The following is a 23,404-nucleotide window of genomic DNA, read 5'->3' on the forward strand; positions in this document are numbered from 1 at the left end:
AAGCCGTTCATTATGAACGGCTTTTTTATTGGGTAAAATGTAAGGTCTTGAAACTATGGTTAGCTTATCTATTGTTATTTCGACAGATTAACTCACTAGTTGGCTTCGATATTCTAAGGGAGATAACTGGGTATGCTTCTTAAAAGCGCGGGCAAATGTACTAGGTGAGCTATAACCAAGTTGATAGGTTATATCAGTAATTGAAATGTTTTTAATGGCTAACTTTTGTTTTGCTAACATGAGACGAACTGATGTTAGCAAGGTTAAAAAAGATTGCTTTTCTACGCTCAATTTACGTTGTAACGTTCGTTTACTCATATGTAGTTTGTACGCGATGGTTTCTTCTGTAGGACAACCTAAAGGCAATAATTCATTAATAATTTTAATGACCTTACTACTCGTCTCGCCATTATCCATCGATGCTAAATGTTTGTTGATGACCATTTCGTTCATTTCAACTAATTCTTCATCATGTGTTGGCAGGGTTTCAGTAAGTAATGCCTTGGAGAATGAAATGCCATTTACTGACTGATTGCCATAAACAGGGCACTGAAAGTATTCTTCGTAAGCTTTGTTATCGTTTGCAATGTCAAAGCTAAAATATACCCCGGTGGCTGGAATATTTTTTCCAGCCGCTAATCGAAACATTTTCAAGAAAAAACCGATACCTAATTCAATAGCACAATGGTGAGTTTTAACTCTATCGTCGGGTGCTAATTTACGTTGGTATTGTATTAATACCTCTTCACCGTTATCGCCATCGCGCTCTGTTAATTCAATTTGCATAGCGGTATTGATTAATTGACTACTGGCAATAAAACGTTTTAAACCCTCTTCTAAATTGGCACTAGCAAGCCAAGCCAAGCCAATACTTTTCAAATAAGCGGGTTGAAATAGTGAGGCAGCAACTAAACCAAGTTCGTTATTTTGGGTTTCTTCTACCGCTAATTTCCATAAGAGTGCCATTTTTTCCATAGGAATTCGGTTTTGAGCATCACCGCTAAGATCAATGTCTACTGCTGAGAATACAGGCTCGGCTTCTACATCATAAATAGACAGTACTTGGGCGATGAGTCGAGGAATAGTGGCAAGGGTTGTTTGGCTCATAAATTCTCTATGGATTAAGTATGTCTGTCTCAGTAAATTATTGACAATTTATGCTGGCTAAAATACTTCAAGGCAGGTTGCTCTCAATTTGAAATAGCGAGCTATTGTTTAATCGAGCGTTTACCTTAATTTATTTTCTGTTCGCACAACAAGGGCGTACATTTAATGAACCGGGTTATATAGGATATATATATTTGAAAACATTAAATAAAGATTCAATCAACTCAAAAAAATAATTACGTTAAGTAGATTGTCCTATTTTGCACATTAAATGGCACAAAATGTTCAGTTTTCTTAAGGGAATTCTAGCATTATAGCGCGACAAATAATTCATTTATCTAGGTCCGTTATGTTATTTAAAGTACAAAAGAAATTTTATGCAGTGACTAGTCTTATTTTGGCTACTTTTTTTCTCAGTGGTTGTATGAATATTACCGATCAACAAACGTCTGGTTTTTTAAAGAACTATGAGGGTTTTGAGGATGTTTATGACCCGGACTATACCAAAGTTTATCGCAGTAAAAACTTCACTATCGACATGATTGCAGATATACAGCGTATTAATTTAGTCCCTTTTGAGATGTGGGTTACACCAGGACCTGAAGCAAAATTTAGTCCTGAAGAGTTGGCCGAGCTGTCACAATATTTTCATCAGCAGATGAGAGATAGGTTAATTGCCAATAGCTATAAAATAGTTAAGCTTATAGGCCCCCAAACTATAACTATACGAGGCGCATTTTCTGGGGTTAAGTTTGAGGACCCAGAGTTGATGCCTAATGATTTTATCCCTTTTCGTATGGTACTTAACGCGGGAAATTTTGCTTATTTACAAATAACTGATAAAAGCGATGTGACAACTAAGGTTTCAGTCGAAATTGAATTTTTAAAAGGTATTCGCAGAGAAAGAATACTGGCAGCCATTAGTACTAAATATGTCGATACCACTATTGCCAACTCAGGCGAAGATAATATGACAGTAGTAAAAGAGCTACTTGATCTGTGGGCTGAGAAATTTATCGACCGTTTAGTTGATATCCGCGCAGAAAAACATGGTGAAACCCCAGTTCAATAAGTTATTTATTAACTTTTATGATAATTCACACTATCCAAAAACGGTGAGCTAATAAAAATCACCCAAAACAATAATTTTAAAAGCAGGAAATTTATTCGTCATGAATCTTAACCGTCTTATAAAACCTTTATCCGTTGCCGTTGTCGCGATGAGTTTTCTATCTGCTTGTGAAAAGCCAACGCAGATCACCGTAACTCCTGAGCTACGACCAGTAAGAACTTTAATGGTTGAAACCGTTGATGTTAGCCAAGCGTTAGAATTTACTGCCGTCGTTGATGCAGTTAATAGAGCCGACTTAGCCTTTAAGATATCCGGTGAATTAACTGAGTTTTTCGTTAAACAAGGCGATAAAGTTAACAAAGGTGATGTCATCACTAAACTTGATGATACAGACTTACAAATATACGTAGCAGAAGCACAGGCTCACTTTGACAAAGCGATGGCTGACTTATCACGTGCTAATAATTTAGTGAAAACAAATTATATTTCAGCTTCTGAATTTGACCAAATAAGAACAAGTGCCCAATCCGCTAAAGCTCAACTAGCAAGTGCGAATAATAACCTAAGTTATAGTACGTTAAGGGCTTCTTTTGATGGCATTATTGCTAAAGTCTATAGTAAAAATCATCAAGAAATCAATGCTAAAGAGCCTATCGTTAGATTACACGATTTAAGTCAAATCCAGCTTAGTGTTAATATTCCTGAAAGCATCATGATACATCTGAAAAAGAACGCTACCCCTGGCGTTGTCAGCGCTACGTTTAGTTCAATTAAGAATCAAAGTTTCCCGCTACAATTTAGTGAGGTTAGTACCCTTGCTGATGAGCACAGTAAAACCTACGAAGTCATTTTTACCATGGAAGCATTAAAAGGTTATGTGATTTTACCCGGAATGACTGCGTCAGTGAGTGCGCAAGTTGCACTTCCTTATAATGAAAACCAAGTACATCCAAGCTTTTATCTACCCAGTCATACAGTATTAAAAGATGGTCAGGGGAACTATGTTTTTGTTGTTAACAAACATAAAGCCGATGTTGGTAAAATCTCAAGAAAACCAATCGTTATTGGCAATATAACTGCACAAGGTATTGAAGTCTTTACTGGATTAAACTCAGGTGACCATGTGGTAACTGCGGGCATGAGTAAAATTTATTCAGGTACCTTAGTAAAATTTATCAAAGCGAGTAATTCAGTCGCCGACCTCAGTCAACAATAAAAAGAAAGGCACACTCTATGAATATTACCCGTATGGCAATTAACAACAATCGTACAACGATTATGTTGTTGGTAGTGATTATCTTCTTTGGTCTTAATGCTTATAAAAATATGCCCAAGGATTATGATCCTGGCTTTATCATTCGTACTGCACAAGTTATTACCCAGTTCCCAGGCGCTAGCCCTGAGCGTGTAGAAATGCTTATTACTGATAAATTAGAGCGCGTTATACAAGAGTTGCCAGAACTAGACTTTGTTAAAAGTGAGTCACGAACGGGTATTTCAATTATTAGTGTCAATGTTAAAGAGAGTTACCGTAATTTACGTCCTATTTGGGATAACTTACGCCGTAAGATTGAAGCTGCTCAAGTGCAGTTACCCGCAGAAAGTTATACTTCAGTGGTTAATGATGAATTCGGTGATGTTTTTGGTATTGTCATTGGTTTAACTGCGGAAGGTTATGATTACCGTGAAATGAAAGAAATCGCTGATCAGGCAAAAGATGCCATGCTGAGATTGACTGAAGCAGCAAAAGTACAGGTTTTCGGCGAGCAACAAGAGCATATTTTTCTTGAATATGACAATGCACATTTAGCCAACTTGGGTATTTCACCAAGTCAATTAAGTGAGCAGTTATCCAATCAGAATATTGTTATTTCTGGTGGCAGTATCATTTTAGCCGATGAAGAAATTACCCTTGAGCCAAGTGGTAATTTTGAAAGTATTGAGGAAATTAAAAGAACGATTATTCAAATTCCCGGGAGTGAACGTCTACTTTATTTAAGTGACTTGGTTACCATTAAACGTAGTTATCTAGATCCAGTGCAAAGCAAAGTAAGCCTATCAGGTGAGCAGGGGTTATCAATCGCGGTTGCAATGCGACAAGGCGGCAACAATATTTTACTTGGCCAACAAGTCAATGACCTTATTGCGACGTTAAATCAAAGTTATCCTATTGGAGTTGAGTTTGAAGCAGTGTCTTTTCTTCCCTTTGATGTGGAGAAAAAAGTAAATGATTTCTCAAGTAACTTAATTCAAGCCGTTATTATTGTTACTTTAGTGATGTTACTTAGTTTAGGTTTTAGAACAGGACTTATTGTTGCTGTTTTAATTCCTGCCAGTATGATTTTTGCGATACTTGTCATGTCGCTGTTTAATATAGGTATTGACCAAATATCTTTAGCAGCACTGATTATTGCCTTAGGCATGTTAGTTGATAACGGCATTGTCATGTCTGAAAGCATCATGGTGTCGATGGAGAAAGGTAAAAAGGCGATTGATGCTGCTGTCGACTCAGCAAATGAATTAAAAATACCACTATTAACGTCATCACTTACTACCGCTGCGGCATTCCTCCCTATATTTTTAGCTGAATCAGCCACGGGTGAATACACGGCATCACTTTTTAAAGTGGTTACCATCACTTTATTATGCTCTTGGGTACTGTCTATGACGGTTATTCCTATGCTTTGTGTAAATTTTATGAAAGTGAAAAAGACAACGGCGTTATTTGATAGTCCATTGTTTGTTGGCTACCGCGCATTACTTATTAACTTACTGCATTTTCGCTGGCTAACATTAGCAATAACCTTGGTATTATTTATTACCGCGGTTTGGGGACTGTCATTTATTCCTAAATTATTTTTCCCACCTTCAGATCGTGCATTTTTCAAAATGGAATTAGAAATGCCTATTGGTACCACGTTAGCCGCAACAGAGCGTATTACCCAGGATATTGAAAAATATATTAGTGATGAGCTAAAAACAACATCAGAAAACGAAACCGGTGTAACTAACTGGGTTACTTACCTAGGTAACGGTGGTCCACGGTTCTTGCTTACTCACAATCCTAAACCAACCAGTAGCAACTATGCATTAATGATTATCAATGTGACCGATCAAACACTGGTTGATCAAACTATGGATAAACTTGAACGCTATAGCTTGGCTAATTTTCCTGACTTATTAGTTAAACTACGTAAAATTGAAAATGGTGCACCGATTGAAAACCCAATAGAAGTACGTATAAACGGCACTGACGCAGAGCAATTATTCAATATTGTTGATCAAGTTAAAAAGCGTATGAGCGAAATACAGGGTGTAAAAGCTATAAGTGATAATTGGGGAATGCCAATTAAAAAACTACAGGTCAATATAAACCAAAGCCGCGCCCGTCGCGCTGGTGTATCGAGTAAAGATATTGCCATGTCATTGCAAACAGGTCTTTCTGGGGTCGAATTAAGTCAGTATAGGGAAGGGGATATTGTTATTCCAATAACTATGCGTACTCAAGCGGGCGATCGCCAAGACATTGGGAAATTACAAGCACTGGCAGTATATTCTCAGTCCAGCGGTAGTTCAGTACCACTAACACAAGTTGCTGATATTAAAGTTGTTTGGGAATCAGCTAAAATCCTGCGACGAGATCGCTTAAAAACGATTACTATTGGTGGTCAAATTGACAATACCATCACGGCTAATGAAGCGTTTAAGCAGTTAATACCTTGGCTTGAAGAACAACAAAAAGTATGGCCAATTACCTACACCTATGAGTTGGGTGGCGAGTATGAAACATCAGGTAAGGCAAATAAATCAATAGGAGATAAATTACCTATTGCTGGTTTTATAATACTGTTATTACTTATTGCGCAGTTTAATTCGGTGAGAAAAGCATTCATTATATTACTCACTATTCCATTAGGTATTATTGGCGTAACAGTAGGCTTATTAGTAGGGCAATCTTTTATCGGCTTTATGACCATGTTAGGCATAATTTCTTTGGCTGGTATTGTTATTAATAATGCGATTGTCTTGTTAGAGCGAATTAAAATTGAAGAACAAGCACTGCACAATGATCCTTGCCAAGCGATTATTAATGCTGCTCAGCAACGTCTTAGACCGATTGTATTAACGACAGCAACAACCATTTTTGGCTTAATTCCGTTATACCTAGGTGGTGGTGCATTTTGGGAGCCAATGGCTATTGCAATTATAGGTGGGTTATTATTTTCTACCGTATTTACCTTAGGTGTTATCCCTGTTGTTTATGCGGTATTGTTTTCTGTTAAAACGCCAACAAAACAAACGACTGTATAAGTTAGCTATTTTCACAGACTATCACTAGTGAAATAGCAAAATAGGTCAGGTATACTAAGCGCAATTAAAGCAAGTACTCTTACTTTTATCTATTAAAGATAAGGTAGGGGACTTGTCTCAACGTTTATATATCACTAGATGAGTAACTAAATGGCCGTTATTAATTGTCCGGGTTGTAAGAAAAAGATTTCTGATAAAGCAAAAAGCTGTAATCACTGTAACCTTGATTTATCAGAGCTCGACTCCGATCAACTTGCCAACCTTAACCGTGTTAGTGTTATTAATAAAACCCAACGTCTAATGAATTTCTCTTTTATCGCCATGTTGTTCTTCTGTGGTGGGTTTTTATTTATGTTTAGAGATAATATCGCACCGGGTACATGGCAACATAACCTAGCCATGGCCAGTACCTTTATCGGTTTTTTCATGTATATAATCATCCGTGCCATGCTGCTCTTGACCAAGCGTAAAGCGAGTTAGCTTTTTCTGGTACAATATTTACACTCGAAAAAAGCAACTAACACTTAATACTACTTATACCTCGGAATTCTAATGGATGTAATTAAAACCATAGACGCCATGTCAAAAGACATGTACTTACGCTTAAAGTGTGCTGCAGAAACAGGAAAATGGCCTGAAGGTACTGTTGTTGATAAACCTCAACGCGCTACAGCGTTACAATTAAGTATGGCATATCAAGCTAGGCACTTAGACAATGATGAGATGCTTACCATAGGCCCAGACGGTCGCGTGGTTGAAAAGAATAAACGACAGTTAAAAGCCGAGTTTTCTGGTAACAAGCCGGAAGAGCCACTTAAAAGCTGTACTAAACCAACACAAGCGGACATCGCTTATTTCAGCAACAATGAGCTTTAAGTCTGTACTTAAATCCCTCTCGTTATTCTCTAACTGAAAGAATTAAATTAACTATGATCTTCTCCAAATTTTTTAAAACAAAAGTTAACTGGCAACATAAAGACGCGACTGTACGTATTACCGCGATTAATGATGAATTATCTGCTGATAACAGTGAGCAATTCGCCATATTAAATGATCTTATCAAACATGATATTAGTGATTTAGTGCGCCGTGCTGCACTTATCAAAGTAGGCACTTTTGATTGTTACCTTGAAGCAAGTAAAGATAATAACCAAGTAAAAGTAAAACAATTTGCGGCCAAACAAGTGCATGATATTTTAGCAACTGATCACAATGTAGTGATCAGTACTGAACAAAAGCAAACGCTATTAGCCCAACAAGCAACAACACCTGTGTTGTCTACTGCTTTATTAGAAGCATGGTTAGCTCATGAACAAGACAGCGCTATTATGATAGCGCTTTACCAGCAAATAAGTGCACGTAAAACGACAATGCACTTATTAACACATAGCTTTAGCCAAAAACAAAACCCTGATTTTCAGACGTATTTACTTAATCAAGTTGATGACAGTAAAGTATTAGAAAAGCTAAGTAAAAAAGCATGTAATGACTTATTAACGCAACAAATTGAAGATAAAATCGCAGCAATACAGGCCGCGATTGAAAAACCACAAAAATTAACCAAGCAAATTCAACTGACCTTATCAAAACTGCAAGCGTTAAAAGATGTTGCTGATTATGGTGTTTACAAAAAACGTAAAACACTATTAATAAGTGATTGGCAGGCCCTAGAAGCTGAATTTGATGTTTTTACTGCCGAAGAACTAGTGGTGTTTAATGATAAATATCAAAGCATAGTGACTCAACTGGAAAAGTTATTCATTGCCAAAGCAGAAAACTATCAGCAGCAAATAATAAGCGATAAGTTAGCTCATGATAAACAGCAAGACAAAAAAGAGTTCACTCAACAGCTTAATCAGATCAGCCAAGGTATTACCACGGCGGTATTTTCAAGTGATAACGTTGATGAAGAACAATTTAAAGAGTTGTTACGTCAGTTAACCACCGATATAAAAGCATCGGTACTTAATAAAGCTGAACAAGACGGCTTTATTACCCAAGTAACGAAATTAACTACACGTTTAGGTGAAATACCAGAAATTGCTGAATCGGTTAGTGAAGCGACCAATTTGATTTCGAAAATCTCACAATTAACCTTACCAAAATCATTAGATGAATTGAACGATCGTCAAGAAACCTACAATGATTGGCTAAAAGCGTGGCGCGTCATTGAACGGAAAACAGCAGGTATTTTACCCGAATCCATTGTTAAAGCTCAAAAAGAAATCGTAAGTAACTGGCAGGGCGGATTAAAGTCACTACAAAGTCAGCAAAAAGAACTGTTTTTTCAACATAAGAAAAGACTAGTAGACATAAAACGCTTACTTAGTAACGGTAAATTCAAAGTTTGTTTTGGTTTGTTTAAAGGTGTAAAAGAAAGCATTCACCAGTTGTCTGCTCAGCAACAACAGCAATTACAACGTGACTTTGACCAAGTTAGCGAAAAAATGGTCGAGCTAAGCGATTGGGAACACTACATCGCCACACCACGTAAACAAGAGTTACTGTTAGCGATGCAAACATTGGTTGAAACACCACTTGATAACCCGAATGAGCAAGCGACCAAAGTTAAAGAATACCGTAATACTTGGAATTCTTTAGGTCACGCAGATGAGGATGTTGATAAGCAGTTAAATGAGCAGTTTAATCAACTTTGTGAACAAGCGTTTGCCCCGTGTCGTTTATTCTACGCTGAGCAAGATAAAATACGTTTACAGCATCTAGAGCAACGTCAAAAATTATTAGAAAAAGCAGAACAGTTTGTTGTCAATCTTAATGAGTCGCAAGAAGCACAGACGGTAGATTTCAAAAAACTGGACGGTCAACTCAATAATTTACAACAGCAGTGGAATAACGCGGGTGAAGTAGATCGTAACCAATATAAAAAATTACAGCTTAAATTTAAAAATGCTATTACCCCGATTAAAAATGCCATTAGCGTTTTCCATTTAAGTAACAGCACAGAAAAACAAGCGTTGATCACTAAAGCAGAAGCGTTACTTGCCAGTGAAGATGTTTTAGCTGCTATTGAATCGGCGAAACAGTTACAACAAACATGGCGTGAAATCGGTTTTGCCGGTAACCATCAAGAAAATCAGTTGTGGCAAAAATTCCGTGAAGTTAATGATGCGTTATTCTCTAAAAGACAACAGTTTAAGTCTGATCAACAAGCGGCGTTATCAACTCAGCAACAAGTTTTTGTTGATCAAGTAGTTATCATTGAAGAGTCTCTTAATAGCTTAGCAAATAAAGATGACAAGCAAGTTTTGCAATCAATTGAGCAGCAAGCACAAACGTTACTTAACGACGTTATTGCTCATAGACCTGTTATTAAGCCTGTAGCAAATCGTCTAGAAAGGATAATTAAAAATATTGAGCAAGTGATAAAAAGTAATAGCCAGGTCAAGGAATCTCAGAGTTGGTCAAACTTGTTTGAGTTATTGTCCTTACACGCTCAAAACAAGCAAGAGTTGGCAGAATTACAAACATCAGCTGTTTTCAATAATATGACCAGTTTTTGGCAAAAACGTTTCCAAGAACATGTTAAGTTAACGAAACAAGTTCAAGCGAGTTCTCGCTTTGATAAAACCCTAGAAATTGAAATACTGGGTAAAAGTGATTCGCCAGCAGATCTAGCTGCTCAGCGTATGAAAGTACAAGTACAGCTAATGCAGGAACAAATGCTTTCAGGTACTGAAATTGATTTAAGTAAATTACTTGTTGATTGGTTGATGTTAGGTCAACTTGCTGAAAGTGATTTACCATTAATTGAGCGTTTAAAAGGCATTTATTGTTTGTAGACTCATTGTTGACGTTACAGACGTTAGATAAATCTAGTTAAACGTAACGAACACCACACCCAGCACAAAACTAAAAATCAGTTTGTTTCTTAATATGAAGCAAACTGATTTTTTTTGTAATTACCCGTATCAAAAACAGGCTACTTATTACCATTGGTAACAATTTTTAATCCACATTAACAACCAGTTACATTGTTTTTATCCATAACCATTATAATAAATCACGCTAAGTAATATTATTTTTAATAGGGTAAGCAAAATAAATGACACAATTAAGTTATAGAGACAATGGCTTCACGTTAATTGAGTTAGTGGTTGTTATGGTAATTTTAGGCATCTTGGCTGTTACGGCTGCACCAAAGTTTATAAGTTTGGCTCATGATTCAAGAGCCTCGACACTGGAATCTATTGGTGGGGCAATGGCTAGTGGTTTGCAACTCATTCATTCCCGCGCAATTATCGATAACGAGCAAACAGGTAAAGGTTTAATTCAAATTGCCGGAGTAGATATACCTTTATATAACGGCTATCCCTCTGTGCGTGGTAGAGATAGTTTTCCTGTTCAAAATGCACAAGTAAAAGCATGGTTAGACATAGATGCCGTTGATCGTAATACGGCTTTCCGTAATCGTGATGCAGCGCCATTTTTCACCGATAAATCCTCATTCAATAACTACATCTATATTTTCTTTATCACTGATTATGATCAAAAATCTAAGATTAAATGCCATATTCGCTACGAAAACCCGCTAGTTAAACCTGAAAGTGCTCCGAAAAATCCAGTAATCACAATAGAAACAGATGATTGTTAACTCTTAATAAGTGATGGCCTGTTACGCATACTCTTTAGCTAATAGTGTGTTCCCCCTAGTTAAAACACGTATATTTCCTTTCCTTCTATGCTGCTAACACGTATTCTGACTATTACTTTTTTCTAAACAATAATAGTCATAAAAAAAACTATGTATCCGTATATCAACTTACTAAACACCTTATTCGACTAACTTACCCATTAAAGCTAATGTAGGTGATAAAAGTGTAATAAATCGGGAAAGTTAGCTCCCTTGATATGGATAGCCTTGTTTAACTTAGTAATACGACTTTATTAAAGGGGTCCTTATGAAAATTTTTTGTATCTTAGTTAGTAGCTTATTACTTTCATCCTGTGTGTACTATAGTGTACAACGCGATTTAGGCGGCAGTTCATCTATACCTTGTTCGCAAGGTTCATCTAAAGACAATGCAAAGTGTAAGGCCGAAATCAAAGCGATTAATCAAGAAATTAATAAACAAGCGCAATGATTAGCTCTGCATTTAAAAAAATAGTGTTTTAAAACGATATTGTTTATAAAACACTATTACTTATGTTATCCCAAAAAAAAGGACGTTTTTATGAAGTTTTGGTTATCAAGTTTACTTGGTTTGTTGTTTGTATTTCCAATTATGGTCAACGCGAAAGAGCAGAGTTTTGACTATGAAAAATTTACTAACGAGTACTTCGCCGCTTGGACTAATGTTCAAAAGCCCCAGGCAACAAAGCAAGACTTAGAACATTATTTGACCTTTTTAACCGATGATATTGGTTATCAGCATTTACCGTATTCAAATGATGATAGTCGTGCCCCCGATGGTAAAGTTATGCTGCGTAAAGGCATGAATTATTACCTAGGTATACATACTCAGTACCAAGCCAAATTGACCAATAAGTCTTTTGGTCACAATGTTATTATGATTGAGTTTCGCACTAAGGCGAAAGGTATACATCCAGATAATGGTCAAGAAATTCTTATTGATAATAGCGTATTAGAAGTGTTCGAGATTGAACAAGGTAAAATTTCAGTTATCCGCCACTACAGTAATTAATGTTGACTAAACCAAGGTTTAAGGAATAGCAAGGATATGATACGTACAGTTCAAGAAAAAGACGCAGAGGCTATTTGTGATATTTATAATCATTACATTACCAACACTATTATTACCTTTGAAGAGCAAACAATAACCCCAGTAGAGATGTTAAGTAGGATCACAAAAGTACTCAACGCTGAACTACCTTGGTTAGTTGTTGAGGACGATACCGGAGAAGTCGCAGGTTACGCTTATGCAACCAAGTGGCGTGAACGTTTCTCTTATCGATTTTCAGTAGAAGTCACTGTGTACTTATCAGCAGAGCATGGCGGAAAAGGGCTAGGCAGTCAGTTATACCAAGCCTTATTTGATAAATTAAAAGTGTTGGGAATCCATAGTGTTATTGGTGGTATTACCTTACCCAATGCTGCCAGTGTCGCTTTACATGAGAAATTCGGCATGGAAAAAGTTGCGCACTTTAAAGAAGTCGGCTTAAAGTTTGACCGTTGGTTAGATGTTGGTTATTGGCAAGCCACGTTTTAGTCTATAAATCCTAGCTGCAAACGCTATGTCACCGTTATTTCACTATTTCACTATTCTGTTCATCCCATTATCAGTCGTGGAAGTAAAGGCGTACAATATTGCGCTTTTTTGCTGTGGTAATATATCTTAAAATTAGAACTAACCACCGTAACTCACTTACATTTATTTTGCGTATGTGATTAAGTATGGATAATTAAAAAGATAGTAAATTCAACCGATACAAACGTATAAGGTACCCATTTATGCCATCGAAAAAAATGTTGTCTAAAAAACTTCTACTCTCAGGTGTTGCTCTTAGTGTTTTGTTGGCTTTGCCAACAACTTTTGCACAGGCACCTAACAAATCACCTGCAAAGACTAGCGAAGCAAGTGTAAAAGAAACGGCTACGAAATGGTCTGTAAACGATCCTCAAGGACAATTTACCACAGCAAACATAGATGTTCGTTCAGGTACTTGGATGAATGTAGATTTAAGTCCCGATGGTAAAACCATTGTCTTTGATTTATTGGGTGACATTTACACCATGCCAGCGTCTGGCGGTGAAGCCAAAGCATTAATGACAGATATTGCCTGGCAAATGCAACCACGTTTTAGCCCGGACGGTAAATACATTGCCTTTACTTCTGATGAAGATGGTGGTGATAATTTATGGGTAATGAAAGTCGATGGTAGTGATGCCAAAGCAGTCACTAGCGAAACGTTTCGTTTATTAAATAGCCCTGCATGGTCACCTGATGGTAATTATATTGTTGGCCGTAAGCACTACACTGGAACTCGCTCCTTAGGTGCAGGTGAAGTGTGGATGTACCATAAGTCGGGTGGCAATGGCGTTATGTTAACTAAACGGCCAAATGAACAAAAAGATTTAGGCGAACCTGCATTTTCTCATGACGGTAAATATGTCTATTTTTCACAAGATGCTACGCCGGGTAAAAGTTTTCATTATTCAAAAGACTCTGAGAAGGGCATTTACAAAATTAAGCGCCTTGAGCTTGAAACGGGTGAAATTAAAGTCGTTGTATCAGGTAAAGGTGGTGCAATAAGACCTACACTTTCCCCTGATGGTAAGTATTTAGCGTTTATTAGCCGTGATGATTTCCAATCCAATTTATATTTATACAATCTTAAAAGTGGTGAAGAAACTAAAGTTTATGATGGTTTAGACCGTGACATGCAGGAAACGTGGGCTATCCATGGTGTTTATCCTACCATGGCTTGGACTCCAGATAGTGATGGTTTAGTTTTCTGGTCAGGGGGTAAAATTAATAAATTATCACTTGAATCTAAAAAAGCGACGGTGATCGACTTTCATGTTAAAACACAAAAGAAGATTCAAACCGCTGTACGTTTCACCCAAGACTTAGATCAAAAAACCTTTGATACCAAAATGTTACGTGATGTTAAAGTCTCTCCTAATGGTAAAGTCGCGGTGTTTGAGTCAATGGGACTGCTTTATACCAAAAGCTTACCTAACGGAAAACCTAAACGCTTAACAAAACAAAAAGGTCAGTTTGAGCTTAATCCAAGTTTCTCACGTGATGGTAAAAAGATTGTTTACGTTAGTTGGGACGATAAAAGTTTAGGTCAAGTTCGTGTTGTATCTAGCCGTGGTGGTAAAGGTAAAACAATAACTCGTGAACAAGGTAAATACGTAGAACCAAGCTTTTCGCCTAATGGCAAAGTTGTTGTTTATCGTAAAGTTAGTGGCGGTTATATTACCGATCCGACATGGGGCTTAAACCCAGGTGTTTATGCTGTATCATCAAAAGGTGGTCAAGCTACATTGGTTACTGAAAGTGGCGTACAACCACACTTTGGCGCTCGTAATGACCGTATTTATTTGACCCGTGACGGAAAGACTCCAAACATTGCACGCGTTGATTTAGATGGTCAGCATGATACTAAATTATATCAAGGCAAGTTTGCTTCTGAGTATCGTGTATCGCCAGATGGTCAATACCTTGCTTTTGCCGAGCGCTTTAAAGTCTTTGTAACACCTTTTGTTGAACGTGGTGATGTAATTGATATTGGTCCTAAAGCTAAAAATTTACCGGTAGAACAATTATCAGTACGTGCTGGTGAAGGTGTTAATTGGAATGGTAAATCGAACGAGCTTTATTGGAGCTTAGGTGCTGATTTATACCAAGCCTCTGTAAACGGTTTATTTGATATCACCGGTAAAACTAGTGATGAAGAGTCTGATGATAAAGTTGAAAAGTCGGTTACTAAAGCGAAAGTGACTAACTTAAGTTATCAGCAAAAAGTTGATATTCCATCAGGTCATGTCGCTTTTGTTGGCGGTAACGTTATCACTATGGAAGGTGAACAAGTTATTGAAAACGGCGTTGTGCTGGTTGAAGGTAACAAAATCAAAGCAGTTGGCACTAAAGGGCAAGTTAACATCCCAAGTGATGCAACGATCATTGATATTACTGGCAAGACGGTGATGCCAGGATTGATTGATGCTCATGCACATGGCTCACAAGGCAGTAATGAAATTATTCCACAGCAAAACTGGAAAAATTATGCTGGTTTAGCGCTAGGTGTTACCACTATTCATGATCCTTCAAACGATACCACTGAATTTTTTGCCGCCAGTGAAATGCAAAAAGCCGGTAAAATAGTGGCCGCACGTCTATTCTCAACCGGTACTATTTTATATGGTGCAACTATCCCTGGATATACTTCACATGTTGATAGTCTAGATGATGCTAAGTTTCACGTTGAACGTTTAAAAGCGGCAGGGGCCTTTAGTGTTAAAAGCTATAACCAACCACGTCGTAACCAACGCCAGCAGTTTATACAAGCAGCGCGTGAATTAGAAATGATGGTGGTACCTGAAGGGGGATCATTATTACAGCATAACTTAACCATGGTTGTTGATGGGCATACTACCCTTGAACACTCCATTTCTACTGCTGAAATTTATGATGATATCAAACAGTTATGGTCTCAATCTGACATGGCTTACACACCAACTATGGGTGTTGCCTATGGCGGTATTTCTGGCGAAAACTATTGGTACGATACAACCAATGTTTGGGAGCACCCACGTTTAAGTAAATATGTACCAAGTGAGTTTTTAGATCCACGCTCGATGCGTCGACCAAAAGCGCCGCTTCATCATTACAATCACTTTAACGTCGCCAAAGTTGCCAAAGAAATGCAAGACTTAGGTGTTGAAGTTAACGCCGGAGGTCACGGTCAACGTGAAGGTTTAGCAATGCACTGGGAAATGTGGATGATGGCACAAGGCGGTATGACGCCACTGCAAGCTATCCGCACCGCAACTATTTCTCCAGCAAGATCACTTGGTTTAGATAAAGACTTAGGTTCAATCACCGTAGGTAAACTGGCGGATATGATTGTTATTGATGGTGACATCAGTAAGGACATTCGTTTAAGTGATAAAGTTACTCATACCATGGTTAACGGCCGTTTGTATAATGCCGACACTATGAATGAGATTGGTAACTACGATAATAAACGTGAAAAGTTCTACTTCGAAAACAAGTAGTCTTTGTTGTTAAGCTAATGGCTATTTAATAGCGGGTTAACTTAGCGTAAAATAAAAGCCAGCAAGTGATACTTGCTGGCTTTTTTATTCATTTAAATAAGCTTCGTAAGACAAACGTACCATAAAAGGAATTTCACGGGTGAGAACGAGTTTACAAAATAAAATTATTGAAGTATGTGATAAAAAGGTGGCTCAAAAGGGCGCTAACGTCGGTTTATCTTTTTATGCCTTCTTTGCTAACAAAAATGATGACCCTGTTTTATTAATGGAAGCTGCTACGTGGTGGATCATCACCCATAAACTTGATCACTTTGAAAAAGCGTTAAAAATTAAAGCGCTAGTAATATCTGAGCAGTAGCTTATTCGAGTAAACTGTCATTATTAGCTGTATTACATCATTTATACATTAGGAAATTCAATGAAAAAAATTATGAGTATTTGTGTCGCTGTTTTCATTCTTACCGCTTGCTCTCCTACCATCGGGAGCGAAGAATGGTGTGCTGTTATGAAAGAAAAACCTAAAGGGGACTGGACTGCAACAGAAGCTAAAGATTTTACTAAGCACTGTATTTTTTAAAGTAAAGTTAGCTGTCTTCGTATAGAATCCGCTATACAGATTTTCTGAGTAAAATTTTTGAAATAGAAAAATAAAAACAGAAAAGTCAAAACAGTGAATTTACACTAGTAACACCTTCTTATCCCTTTCTAAAATGACCCAAAATAAATGACTAATATAACGATAGCAACTCACAACGGTAACTTTCATGCAGATGATGTATTCAGTATCGCTGCACTTAAAAACATTTTTCCGTCTATTGAACTCATACGTACACGTAATTTAGAGCTTATCGCAAAAGCCGATATTGTCATCGATGTAGGTGGTGAATATGATTCCGATGCCGGTCGTTTTGATCATCATCAACGTGGTGGTGCTGGTGAGCGTGAAAATGGTATTCCTTATTCATCATTTGGTTTAATTTGGCAGAAATATGGTTTAGAAATCTGTCAGGGTAATCAAGAGGTAGCAAATTCCGTAGATACTGGATTAGTATCTACCATTGATGCAATTGATTGCGGTCATGTCGAGGGTGTTTCACAAGGTATTAGCCTTAGCCAAACCATTTCAATGTTTAACCCAACGTGGCAAGAAGATAGTCACTTTGATACTTGTTTTGATGAAGCGGTTGAATTTGCATCACGCGTTTTAACACGTTTTATTGCCTCTGCTAACGGCGGCATTAGTGCAAAAGATATCGTGGCTAAAGCTATCGACAATGCTAAAGATCCTCGAGTGATCGTTTTAGAACAATATACGCCATGGAAAAGAACCGTTCACGCGTTGTCTGAAGTAGCTTTGTACATGGTTTACCCATCAAATTCTGGCCAATGGCGAATTCAAACAGTACCTGTTGAACCGGGTTCATTTGAAGACAGAAAACCATTACCTAACGGTTGGGCTGGTTTATCTGATCAAGCGCTTAAAGACGTAACGGGTATTGATGACGCAATGTTTTGCCATAATGGTTTGTTTATTGCGGGCGCAGAATCATTTGAAAGCACCATGAAAATGGCAGACATGGCACTTGAAGCAGAGTAGAAGTCACTTATCCGTTATAAAATACTAAAAGCATAACAATTCAATGTTCAGTTCTTGAGTTGTTATGTGTTTTGGAAAGTCGAGAGAAAAAATGCATCAATTAACTAAGAAGTCTATAGACTGTCCTTACTGTGGTGAAACGATTAAGGTGCTAATTGATTCAACTGACGTCGCACAGCAGTATATTGAAGATTGCCAAGTATGTTGTAAGCCAATAAATTTCTTAGTGTTTGAAAGTGATGAGGGTGAACTTACCGTCAGTGTTTTCAGTGAAGATGAAGCGTTTTAATAAAACCAAAAGTAACTGAAACGACATTGATTAAAGAAGGGATTAAGTTGCTGTATTGCCTTAGCATACAAAAACTTAATCCCTTTTTTCATCTGTTAACTTATAACGCTACTTTTCAACGTTATAAGTTAAGCTAACTAGAAGTTATAATCTACTTGTATGCCATAAGTCGCTGGTCGGTCGACAAAACCATAAAAAGTATCGGTACCAAAAGTACTACCCGATAATGGATTATTACCCACATAGGTTAATACTTCTTCATTAGTCATGTTTTTACCAAACAGCGCAATATTCCAATTTTCGCTTTCAAGGGCAATACGCATATCAACTTTGTTGTAAGCATCTTCTTCATAAAGCGGGTTTAAGTTAACATCAACATTTTGTTTTGCTGAATGATACAGACCGAGTGTCGTTCTGAAGTATTCAAAACCTAAAAATGAAATATCAGTGAAGTAATCAAAACCAATACTTGCGGTAAACTTCGGGGTATATTGCCCAGATTTACCCGTGTAGTCACATAGTTGATTGCCATCAGCGCCCATATCACCATCAGGAACTTGTCTGCTGTGACAGTTACCATTGGTGAAATCTTTGTATTCATGATCTAAATAAGCCATACCATATTGCATTGATAAACCATCGAGTATTATCCAACGGCCATCTACTTCAACACCTTGAACAACCGTTTCTTTGGCATTACCCACATTAAAACCGAGTATGCCATCAAACTGGCTAACCTGTAAGTTATCGTATTCAGTGCGATAAAAAGATAAGTTTACTTCTAAAGTATCATCAAGTAATAAAGACTTTATTCCTAGTTCATAAGCGGTTGCTTCTTCTTCTTCAAACTCCCATGAATTCACGTTATTTGCTCGCGCATCAAAACCACCCGCTTTAAAGCCTGTGGTAGCAGAAGCATAAACCATAATATCTTGGTCAAGCTTGTAACTTACATTAATCAGTGGCGTAAAAGAGGTTTCATTACGTTCACCTTGAAGATTATGACCTTCAGGTGAGTAGGGGCTCTGTTCACTTTGAATACCAAAGGCAAGATCAAATATAGCCGGTGCATATGGATTTGTAGTAATGTCGCCTGTACTGATATCAGTAATATTCATTACACGTGATGACGTTTTGTCTTCACTGGTATAACGTGCTCCTAAGGTCAGTGTTAACGCATCTGTAAAGTGATAACGACCTTGGAAAAAGGCTGAATACATATCAGTATCTAATTGGTAGTTACGACCTGCTGCTTGTCCATGAATAGGTAATAACATAGGCTTACCTAAACCTAGAATACTGTTTGTTGGTATTATGATGTTGTCATCAAAGGCAAGTTCGCTGGTTTGGTAAAACAAGCCACCTAACCAATCAAATTTTTCGCCTACGGGGGAAACTAATCGAATCTCTTGACTGAACTGCTCGTATTCTTCATCAATAAATACTGAAAAAATAGGCGCTGCGGTATAATCACAATCACAGGTTTCAACAAAGTCGTATGAAACTAAACCTGATACAGTAGTAAGGGTGTAGTCACCAAATTTGAAGTTAGCCGTTAACGTGGCATTATTTAAGCTGTTACTATTACTCTCTTCAGCGTCAGCTTGGCGCTCATAATTTAACACACTATCACTAATTGCATTAGGATGCCCTAAAGCCCCTAATATCTGACTAAATGTTGCGCCAGGCATAGGAGAGCCGGCAAGCGCTGGTTCATCTTTTATTACTTCAATTTGTCGACCAGTACCATCAAAATCATCTTGTTCGATTTTGAATAAGAAGTTCATGGTATCACTTGGCTCCCACAATAAACTCAAACGAACGGCACTTTCTTCACGAATTGTTTCATCACGATTTTTAAAGGTATTTTCAATATAGCCATCTTCTGAATAATCTCTAACCGCTAATCTCGCTGACAAAGTCTCAGTTAATGCACCCGTTACCATACCGGTAAATTCAGTAGCACCATTGGTAGGTTGATACTGTACGCCAAGATGTATTTCAGTATCTTGTGTTGGTTTTGCTGAGGATAAGTTTAACGCACCTGCAACCGAGTTTTTACCAAACATAATGGATTGCGGCCCTTTTAGGACTTCAATTCTTTCTAAATCGAGAAATGGCATACGTAATAACTGTTGACGACCATAATGTACACCATCGATATACTGACCAACAGATTGCTCAAAACCTTGGTTATTACCCGTACCTATACCGCGGATAAACATTTGAGTACTAATACCTGTTTCTGTCATATGCAAGTTAGGCACGGAATATTGTAAGTCATCAATTTTTTCAATGCTTTTTTCTTTTAAGTCTTCAGCACTTAGTACGTTCATTGATATCGGCGTTTCTTGCGCATTTTCCGATCTTTTTTGTGCCGTTACTTGAATTACTTCTAAAGTTGCTTGCTCTTGTGCTATTGCAGCATTAATTGCAAAAGCACAGGCACTTAGGGTGAATATGCTTTTTATTGCCTTGTTTTTCATGTTATCTGACTCTCTTATTATAATTATAATTTTTGGTAACCTTAATAATATAAAGACGAGTGATAGTGAAGATAAGGTGATAAACGGTCAACTTTAAGTGAAAAGCGGTCAATTTGTGGTTAACTGGTGCTAAATAATAAAAAGAGAAGTCATGATATGGTTCCACAAAATAGTTTACCCGCTAATTTTACCGGCCAAGTTTTTGCGCATAAACTTAACTTTATTTCGACTACCTTAGCTAACAGCGGTATTGATTTATCACGCTTGTTAAAGGACACCGATATTGAGTCCGACGGATTAAATGACCGTGAATATAAAATTAATAAGGAACAAATAGTCACCTTTTACCGCAATATTTTAGCTTTAGAAATTCCTGGTGTGAGTTTACTGTTGGGGGCCTCTATAAAGCCTAAAGATTACGGCTTATATGGCTGTACGTTATTATGCTGCAAAGACTTACGTTCATTACTGGAATTTTCTCTTCAATATCATAATTTGGTCACAAAAACGGTTAATATGTCACTGCATCTTGATGATGAATCTGAACAATCGTGCTTTCGTTTTGAGGATCTATTGTTTGCCAGTGATTTAGCCGAATTTAATATAGAGCTACAGTGCGTCATTGTTTTATCTTTGGTTAGAGATTTTTTAGACAAAGACGATTTCGCTTTTGACGCTTTACGGTTTAGTTTTGATAAACCAAAACATCACCAAGATTATGAAGACTTTTTTGGTTGCCCAATTAGTTATGGTAATCAGTACAGTGAATTTGTTTTTAGTGACGATAAATGGTCATTAAATACGCCTAAAAGTAATCCTTTCGCAATGCCGTTATTGCTTAATCAATGTGATTCAGTACTAGATTCAGTACGATCTAAAAACGAGTTTTTGATCACCATCAATCAATGGATAGCCGCAAATATGCATAAAGAGCTTTGTGCTGAGAATTTAGCAAGCGACTTATACCTAACACCGAGAACGCTGCGCAGAAAGCTTTCAGAGCAGGGCACCAGCTTTAGAGACATAGTTAAAGAGTTACGCTGTAGTGCAGCTAAAAAATTAATAACAGAGACACAATTGACCATTGAAGATATTGGCTGCTCTATTGGATTTAATGATGCGTCTAACTTCAGAGCTGCTTTTAAAAAATGGACAGGACAAACGCCATCAAACCTTAGAATGTGACTACGGAAAATGATTGGATTATTATAATTAACGGTTGTTCATTTGTTGAAAGGATACCGGCAAGTTCATTTTATAGAGCAAGCAATGCTTTGATCCCATTGATTTACTAGAGTAACTTACTTTTATTTGTATATAATCGAAAGTTCAGTTAATTCATCTTTGTTTTTCTCTGAGAGTTCAGTAAAATAGTTAGTCTTTAACAATTATGTAAAGGTTAGTGATGAAACGCGTTGTTTTATATATTTCAGATAAATGCCCCCATTGCCGTGAAGCTAAAAAATACTTGGATGATAATGGCATTAAATACAGATTAACAAATGCGAAAATGCAGCGCGGAAGAAAAGAGCTTGACGCTATAGGTGTTAGCTCTGTACCAGCCCTTAAAATTGGTACTGAATTAATGATTGGCTGGAATATCAAAGATTTCCAGAAACTCTATGCCGCTGATTAATAAACAGAACTTGCTAACTTAGTCATTGATCACACTATTTCGAGTTGATAGAAAAATATAGAGGGGCAGAGCATCATATAATCCGGCCATTAACATTATATTGGTGACATCAACGCCTGTTATACTAAGGTTCTATGGGATTATTAATATCCGATGGTAATTAAACTATCCCATTAGTTAAAATATCTCATGTCCGAAAAGTGGTGAATTTGGCAATTATAATAAGCTCCTTTTGATGAAAGTATAGGGATTTTAGTTACATATCCTCCAGACCAATAACTCCTAAGCTTAAGTGTTCTAAAAATACTTTTACTTTCTCAAGTGGGTATTTCTTTCCTGAGTAAAACGCATATAACACAAGATCTTCAGGTTCGTAGTTAAGATCAATGTTAATAAGAGAGCCATTGTCTATCTCTGCTTGGCATGCATGAGTGGGCAAAATGGCAAAGCCGAGACCTTTCATTGCACCGGCCTTGGCAATGTTACCGCTATTAACTTTATAGCTGGATTGCAGTTGAATGGTTTGGTTTTCCTTAAATCGCCAAGGTATCCCCTTGAGTACAGATAGAGTGGTGATACAGGGGGCTTTACTCATCTCATCTAATGAACGTGGCAATGGATGCTTTTTAAGCAGTTCTGGTGCGGCAACTACAGAGCTTGGCCAACGTAGGATTTCCTTAGCGACCCAGCCTGAATCTTCTAATACCCCACGGCCAAAACGCAATACTAAATCAAAGCCATCTAACAAGCCTTCTTTTGGATTTAATTGGGTGTCACAACTTAGTTGTATTCGAGGATGCTCGAAGCAAAAGTTTGCGATTATTTCAGCCATGAAGGGGAGGTCTGGCAAGACAATTTTAAGCTGTCCAGACAGTGAGTTTCCAGACAATGTGACTTCCTCAAGGGCATCATTCACTGCTTGTGTCAGTGGTGAAATAGACTGATATAACTTTTTTCCTGATGCGGTAGGAATCATCTTACGCGTAGTGCGTTCCAATAATCGTAAATCAAGTTGTTGCTCCAATAAAGCGACATGACGACTAATATTCGATGTTGGCAATTGAAGCTGCTCTGCTGCCAGCTTAAAACTCAAGTTTTCATATACGGACTGAAAGCTAAGTAACCACTGAAGTTCAATTTTCTCAATCATTTATTCACTCATAAAATGGGATTAATAAAGTGATAATAGCTTATTTATCC

At 37.4% G+C, this 23,404-nt stretch carries 20 protein-coding genes; 17 read left to right on the forward strand and 3 right to left on the reverse strand.

Annotated elements, in window-relative coordinates; translation table 11 throughout:
- Positions 1-87: 87 nt before the first annotated feature.
- Entirely contained in the window at positions 88-1,107 is a 1,020-nt protein-coding gene (locus CXF85_RS21390; RefSeq protein WP_101230681.1) for an AraC family transcriptional regulator, read from the reverse strand.
- 349 nt (positions 1,108-1,456) lie between these two features.
- On the opposite strand from CXF85_RS21390, the gene CXF85_RS21395 reads away from it, so the two are divergent.
- The 15 genes from CXF85_RS21395 to CXF85_RS21465 all read left to right on the forward strand — a co-directional run bounded on the left by CXF85_RS21395 (position 1,457) and on the right by CXF85_RS21465 (position 18,082).
- The gene (locus tag CXF85_RS21395; protein WP_101230682.1) at positions 1,457-2,179 is read left to right on the forward strand and encodes a DUF3313 domain-containing protein; all 723 of its coding nucleotides are present in this window, start codon (positions 1,457-1,459) and stop codon (positions 2,177-2,179) included.
- Positions 2,180-2,279: 100 nt separating this feature from the next.
- Entirely contained in the window at positions 2,280-3,395 is a 1,116-nt protein-coding gene (locus tag CXF85_RS21400; protein ID WP_101230683.1) for an efflux RND transporter periplasmic adaptor subunit, read from the forward strand.
- A 17-nt stretch (positions 3,396-3,412) separates the two neighbouring features.
- Positions 3,413-6,490 carry an efflux RND transporter permease subunit gene (locus CXF85_RS21405; RefSeq protein ID WP_101230684.1) on the forward strand — a complete coding sequence of 1,026 codons (3,078 nt, stop codon included), beginning with the start codon at positions 3,413-3,415 and terminating at the stop codon, positions 6,488-6,490.
- Between the two features lie 150 nt (positions 6,491-6,640).
- Positions 6,641-6,970, forward strand: coding sequence for a hypothetical protein (locus CXF85_RS21410; protein ID WP_101230685.1), 330 nt, complete (start codon positions 6,641-6,643; stop codon positions 6,968-6,970).
- A 72-nt stretch (positions 6,971-7,042) separates the two neighbouring features.
- The gene (locus CXF85_RS21415; protein ID WP_101230686.1) at positions 7,043-7,366 is read left to right on the forward strand and encodes a YeaC family protein; all 324 of its coding nucleotides are present in this window, start codon (positions 7,043-7,045) and stop codon (positions 7,364-7,366) included.
- Between the two features lie 53 nt (positions 7,367-7,419).
- The gene (locus tag CXF85_RS21420) at positions 7,420-10,290 is read left to right on the forward strand and encodes a DUF349 domain-containing protein (RefSeq protein ID WP_198555731.1); all 2,871 of its coding nucleotides are present in this window, start codon (positions 7,420-7,422) and stop codon (positions 10,288-10,290) included.
- A 263-nt stretch (positions 10,291-10,553) separates the two neighbouring features.
- Positions 10,554-11,102 carry a pilus assembly FimT family protein gene (locus CXF85_RS21425; RefSeq protein WP_101230687.1) on the forward strand — a complete coding sequence of 183 codons (549 nt, stop codon included), beginning with the start codon at positions 10,554-10,556 and terminating at the stop codon, positions 11,100-11,102.
- Positions 11,103-11,409: 307 nt separating this feature from the next.
- A complete protein-coding gene (locus CXF85_RS21430) occupies positions 11,410-11,592 on the forward strand; it encodes a hypothetical protein (RefSeq protein WP_101230688.1) in 183 nt (60 codons plus the stop codon).
- Between the two features lie 90 nt (positions 11,593-11,682).
- Complete coding sequence (locus tag CXF85_RS21435) at positions 11,683-12,153, forward strand: hypothetical protein (RefSeq protein WP_101230689.1); 471 nt, start codon at positions 11,683-11,685, stop codon at positions 12,151-12,153.
- A 36-nt stretch (positions 12,154-12,189) separates the two neighbouring features.
- Positions 12,190-12,678, forward strand: coding sequence for an arsinothricin resistance N-acetyltransferase ArsN1 family B (locus CXF85_RS21440; RefSeq protein WP_101230690.1), 489 nt, complete (start codon positions 12,190-12,192; stop codon positions 12,676-12,678).
- Positions 12,679-12,920: 242 nt separating this feature from the next.
- Positions 12,921-16,196, forward strand: a complete 3,276-nt coding sequence (locus CXF85_RS21445) for an amidohydrolase family protein (RefSeq protein ID WP_232771299.1) — start codon at positions 12,921-12,923, stop codon at positions 16,194-16,196.
- A gap of 139 nt (positions 16,197-16,335) precedes the next feature.
- Complete coding sequence (locus tag CXF85_RS21450) at positions 16,336-16,554, forward strand: DUF6500 family protein (protein WP_101230691.1); 219 nt, start codon at positions 16,336-16,338, stop codon at positions 16,552-16,554.
- A 60-nt stretch (positions 16,555-16,614) separates the two neighbouring features.
- Positions 16,615-16,773 (forward strand): DUF3012 domain-containing protein, encoded by a 159-nt coding sequence (locus CXF85_RS21455; RefSeq protein WP_101230692.1) that lies wholly within the window; start codon positions 16,615-16,617, stop codon positions 16,771-16,773.
- A gap of 147 nt (positions 16,774-16,920) precedes the next feature.
- Complete coding sequence (locus CXF85_RS21460) at positions 16,921-17,793, forward strand: MYG1 family protein (protein ID WP_101230693.1); 873 nt, start codon at positions 16,921-16,923, stop codon at positions 17,791-17,793.
- A 91-nt stretch (positions 17,794-17,884) separates the two neighbouring features.
- A complete protein-coding gene (locus CXF85_RS21465) occupies positions 17,885-18,082 on the forward strand; it encodes a CPXCG motif-containing cysteine-rich protein (protein WP_101230694.1) in 198 nt (65 codons plus the stop codon).
- Positions 18,083-18,219: 137 nt separating this feature from the next.
- Here the strand turns inward: CXF85_RS21465 and CXF85_RS21470 are convergent, their stop codons facing one another.
- Positions 18,220-20,568 (reverse strand): TonB-dependent receptor, encoded by a 2,349-nt coding sequence (locus CXF85_RS21470; RefSeq protein ID WP_101230695.1) that lies wholly within the window; start codon positions 20,566-20,568, stop codon positions 18,220-18,222.
- Positions 20,569-20,724: 156 nt separating this feature from the next.
- Here CXF85_RS21470 and CXF85_RS21475 point away from each other — a divergent pair, with 156 nt between their 5' ends.
- Both CXF85_RS21475 and CXF85_RS21480 read left to right on the forward strand, forming a co-directional pair.
- Complete coding sequence (locus tag CXF85_RS21475) at positions 20,725-21,753, forward strand: AraC family transcriptional regulator (protein ID WP_101230696.1); 1,029 nt, start codon at positions 20,725-20,727, stop codon at positions 21,751-21,753.
- Between the two features lie 220 nt (positions 21,754-21,973).
- Entirely contained in the window at positions 21,974-22,204 is a 231-nt protein-coding gene (locus CXF85_RS21480; RefSeq protein WP_101230697.1) for a glutaredoxin family protein, read from the forward strand.
- A gap of 256 nt (positions 22,205-22,460) precedes the next feature.
- On the opposite strand, the gene CXF85_RS21485 is transcribed toward CXF85_RS21480, so the two are convergent.
- On the reverse strand, positions 22,461-23,354 hold the full coding sequence (locus CXF85_RS21485) for a LysR family transcriptional regulator (protein WP_101230698.1): 894 nt from the start codon (positions 23,352-23,354) through the stop codon (positions 22,461-22,463).
- Between the last annotated feature and the right edge of the window lie 50 nt (positions 23,355-23,404).

This window comes from Colwellia sp. 75C3 (assembly GCF_002836255.1).
Classification (GTDB): Bacteria; Pseudomonadota; Gammaproteobacteria; order Enterobacterales; family Alteromonadaceae; genus Colwellia.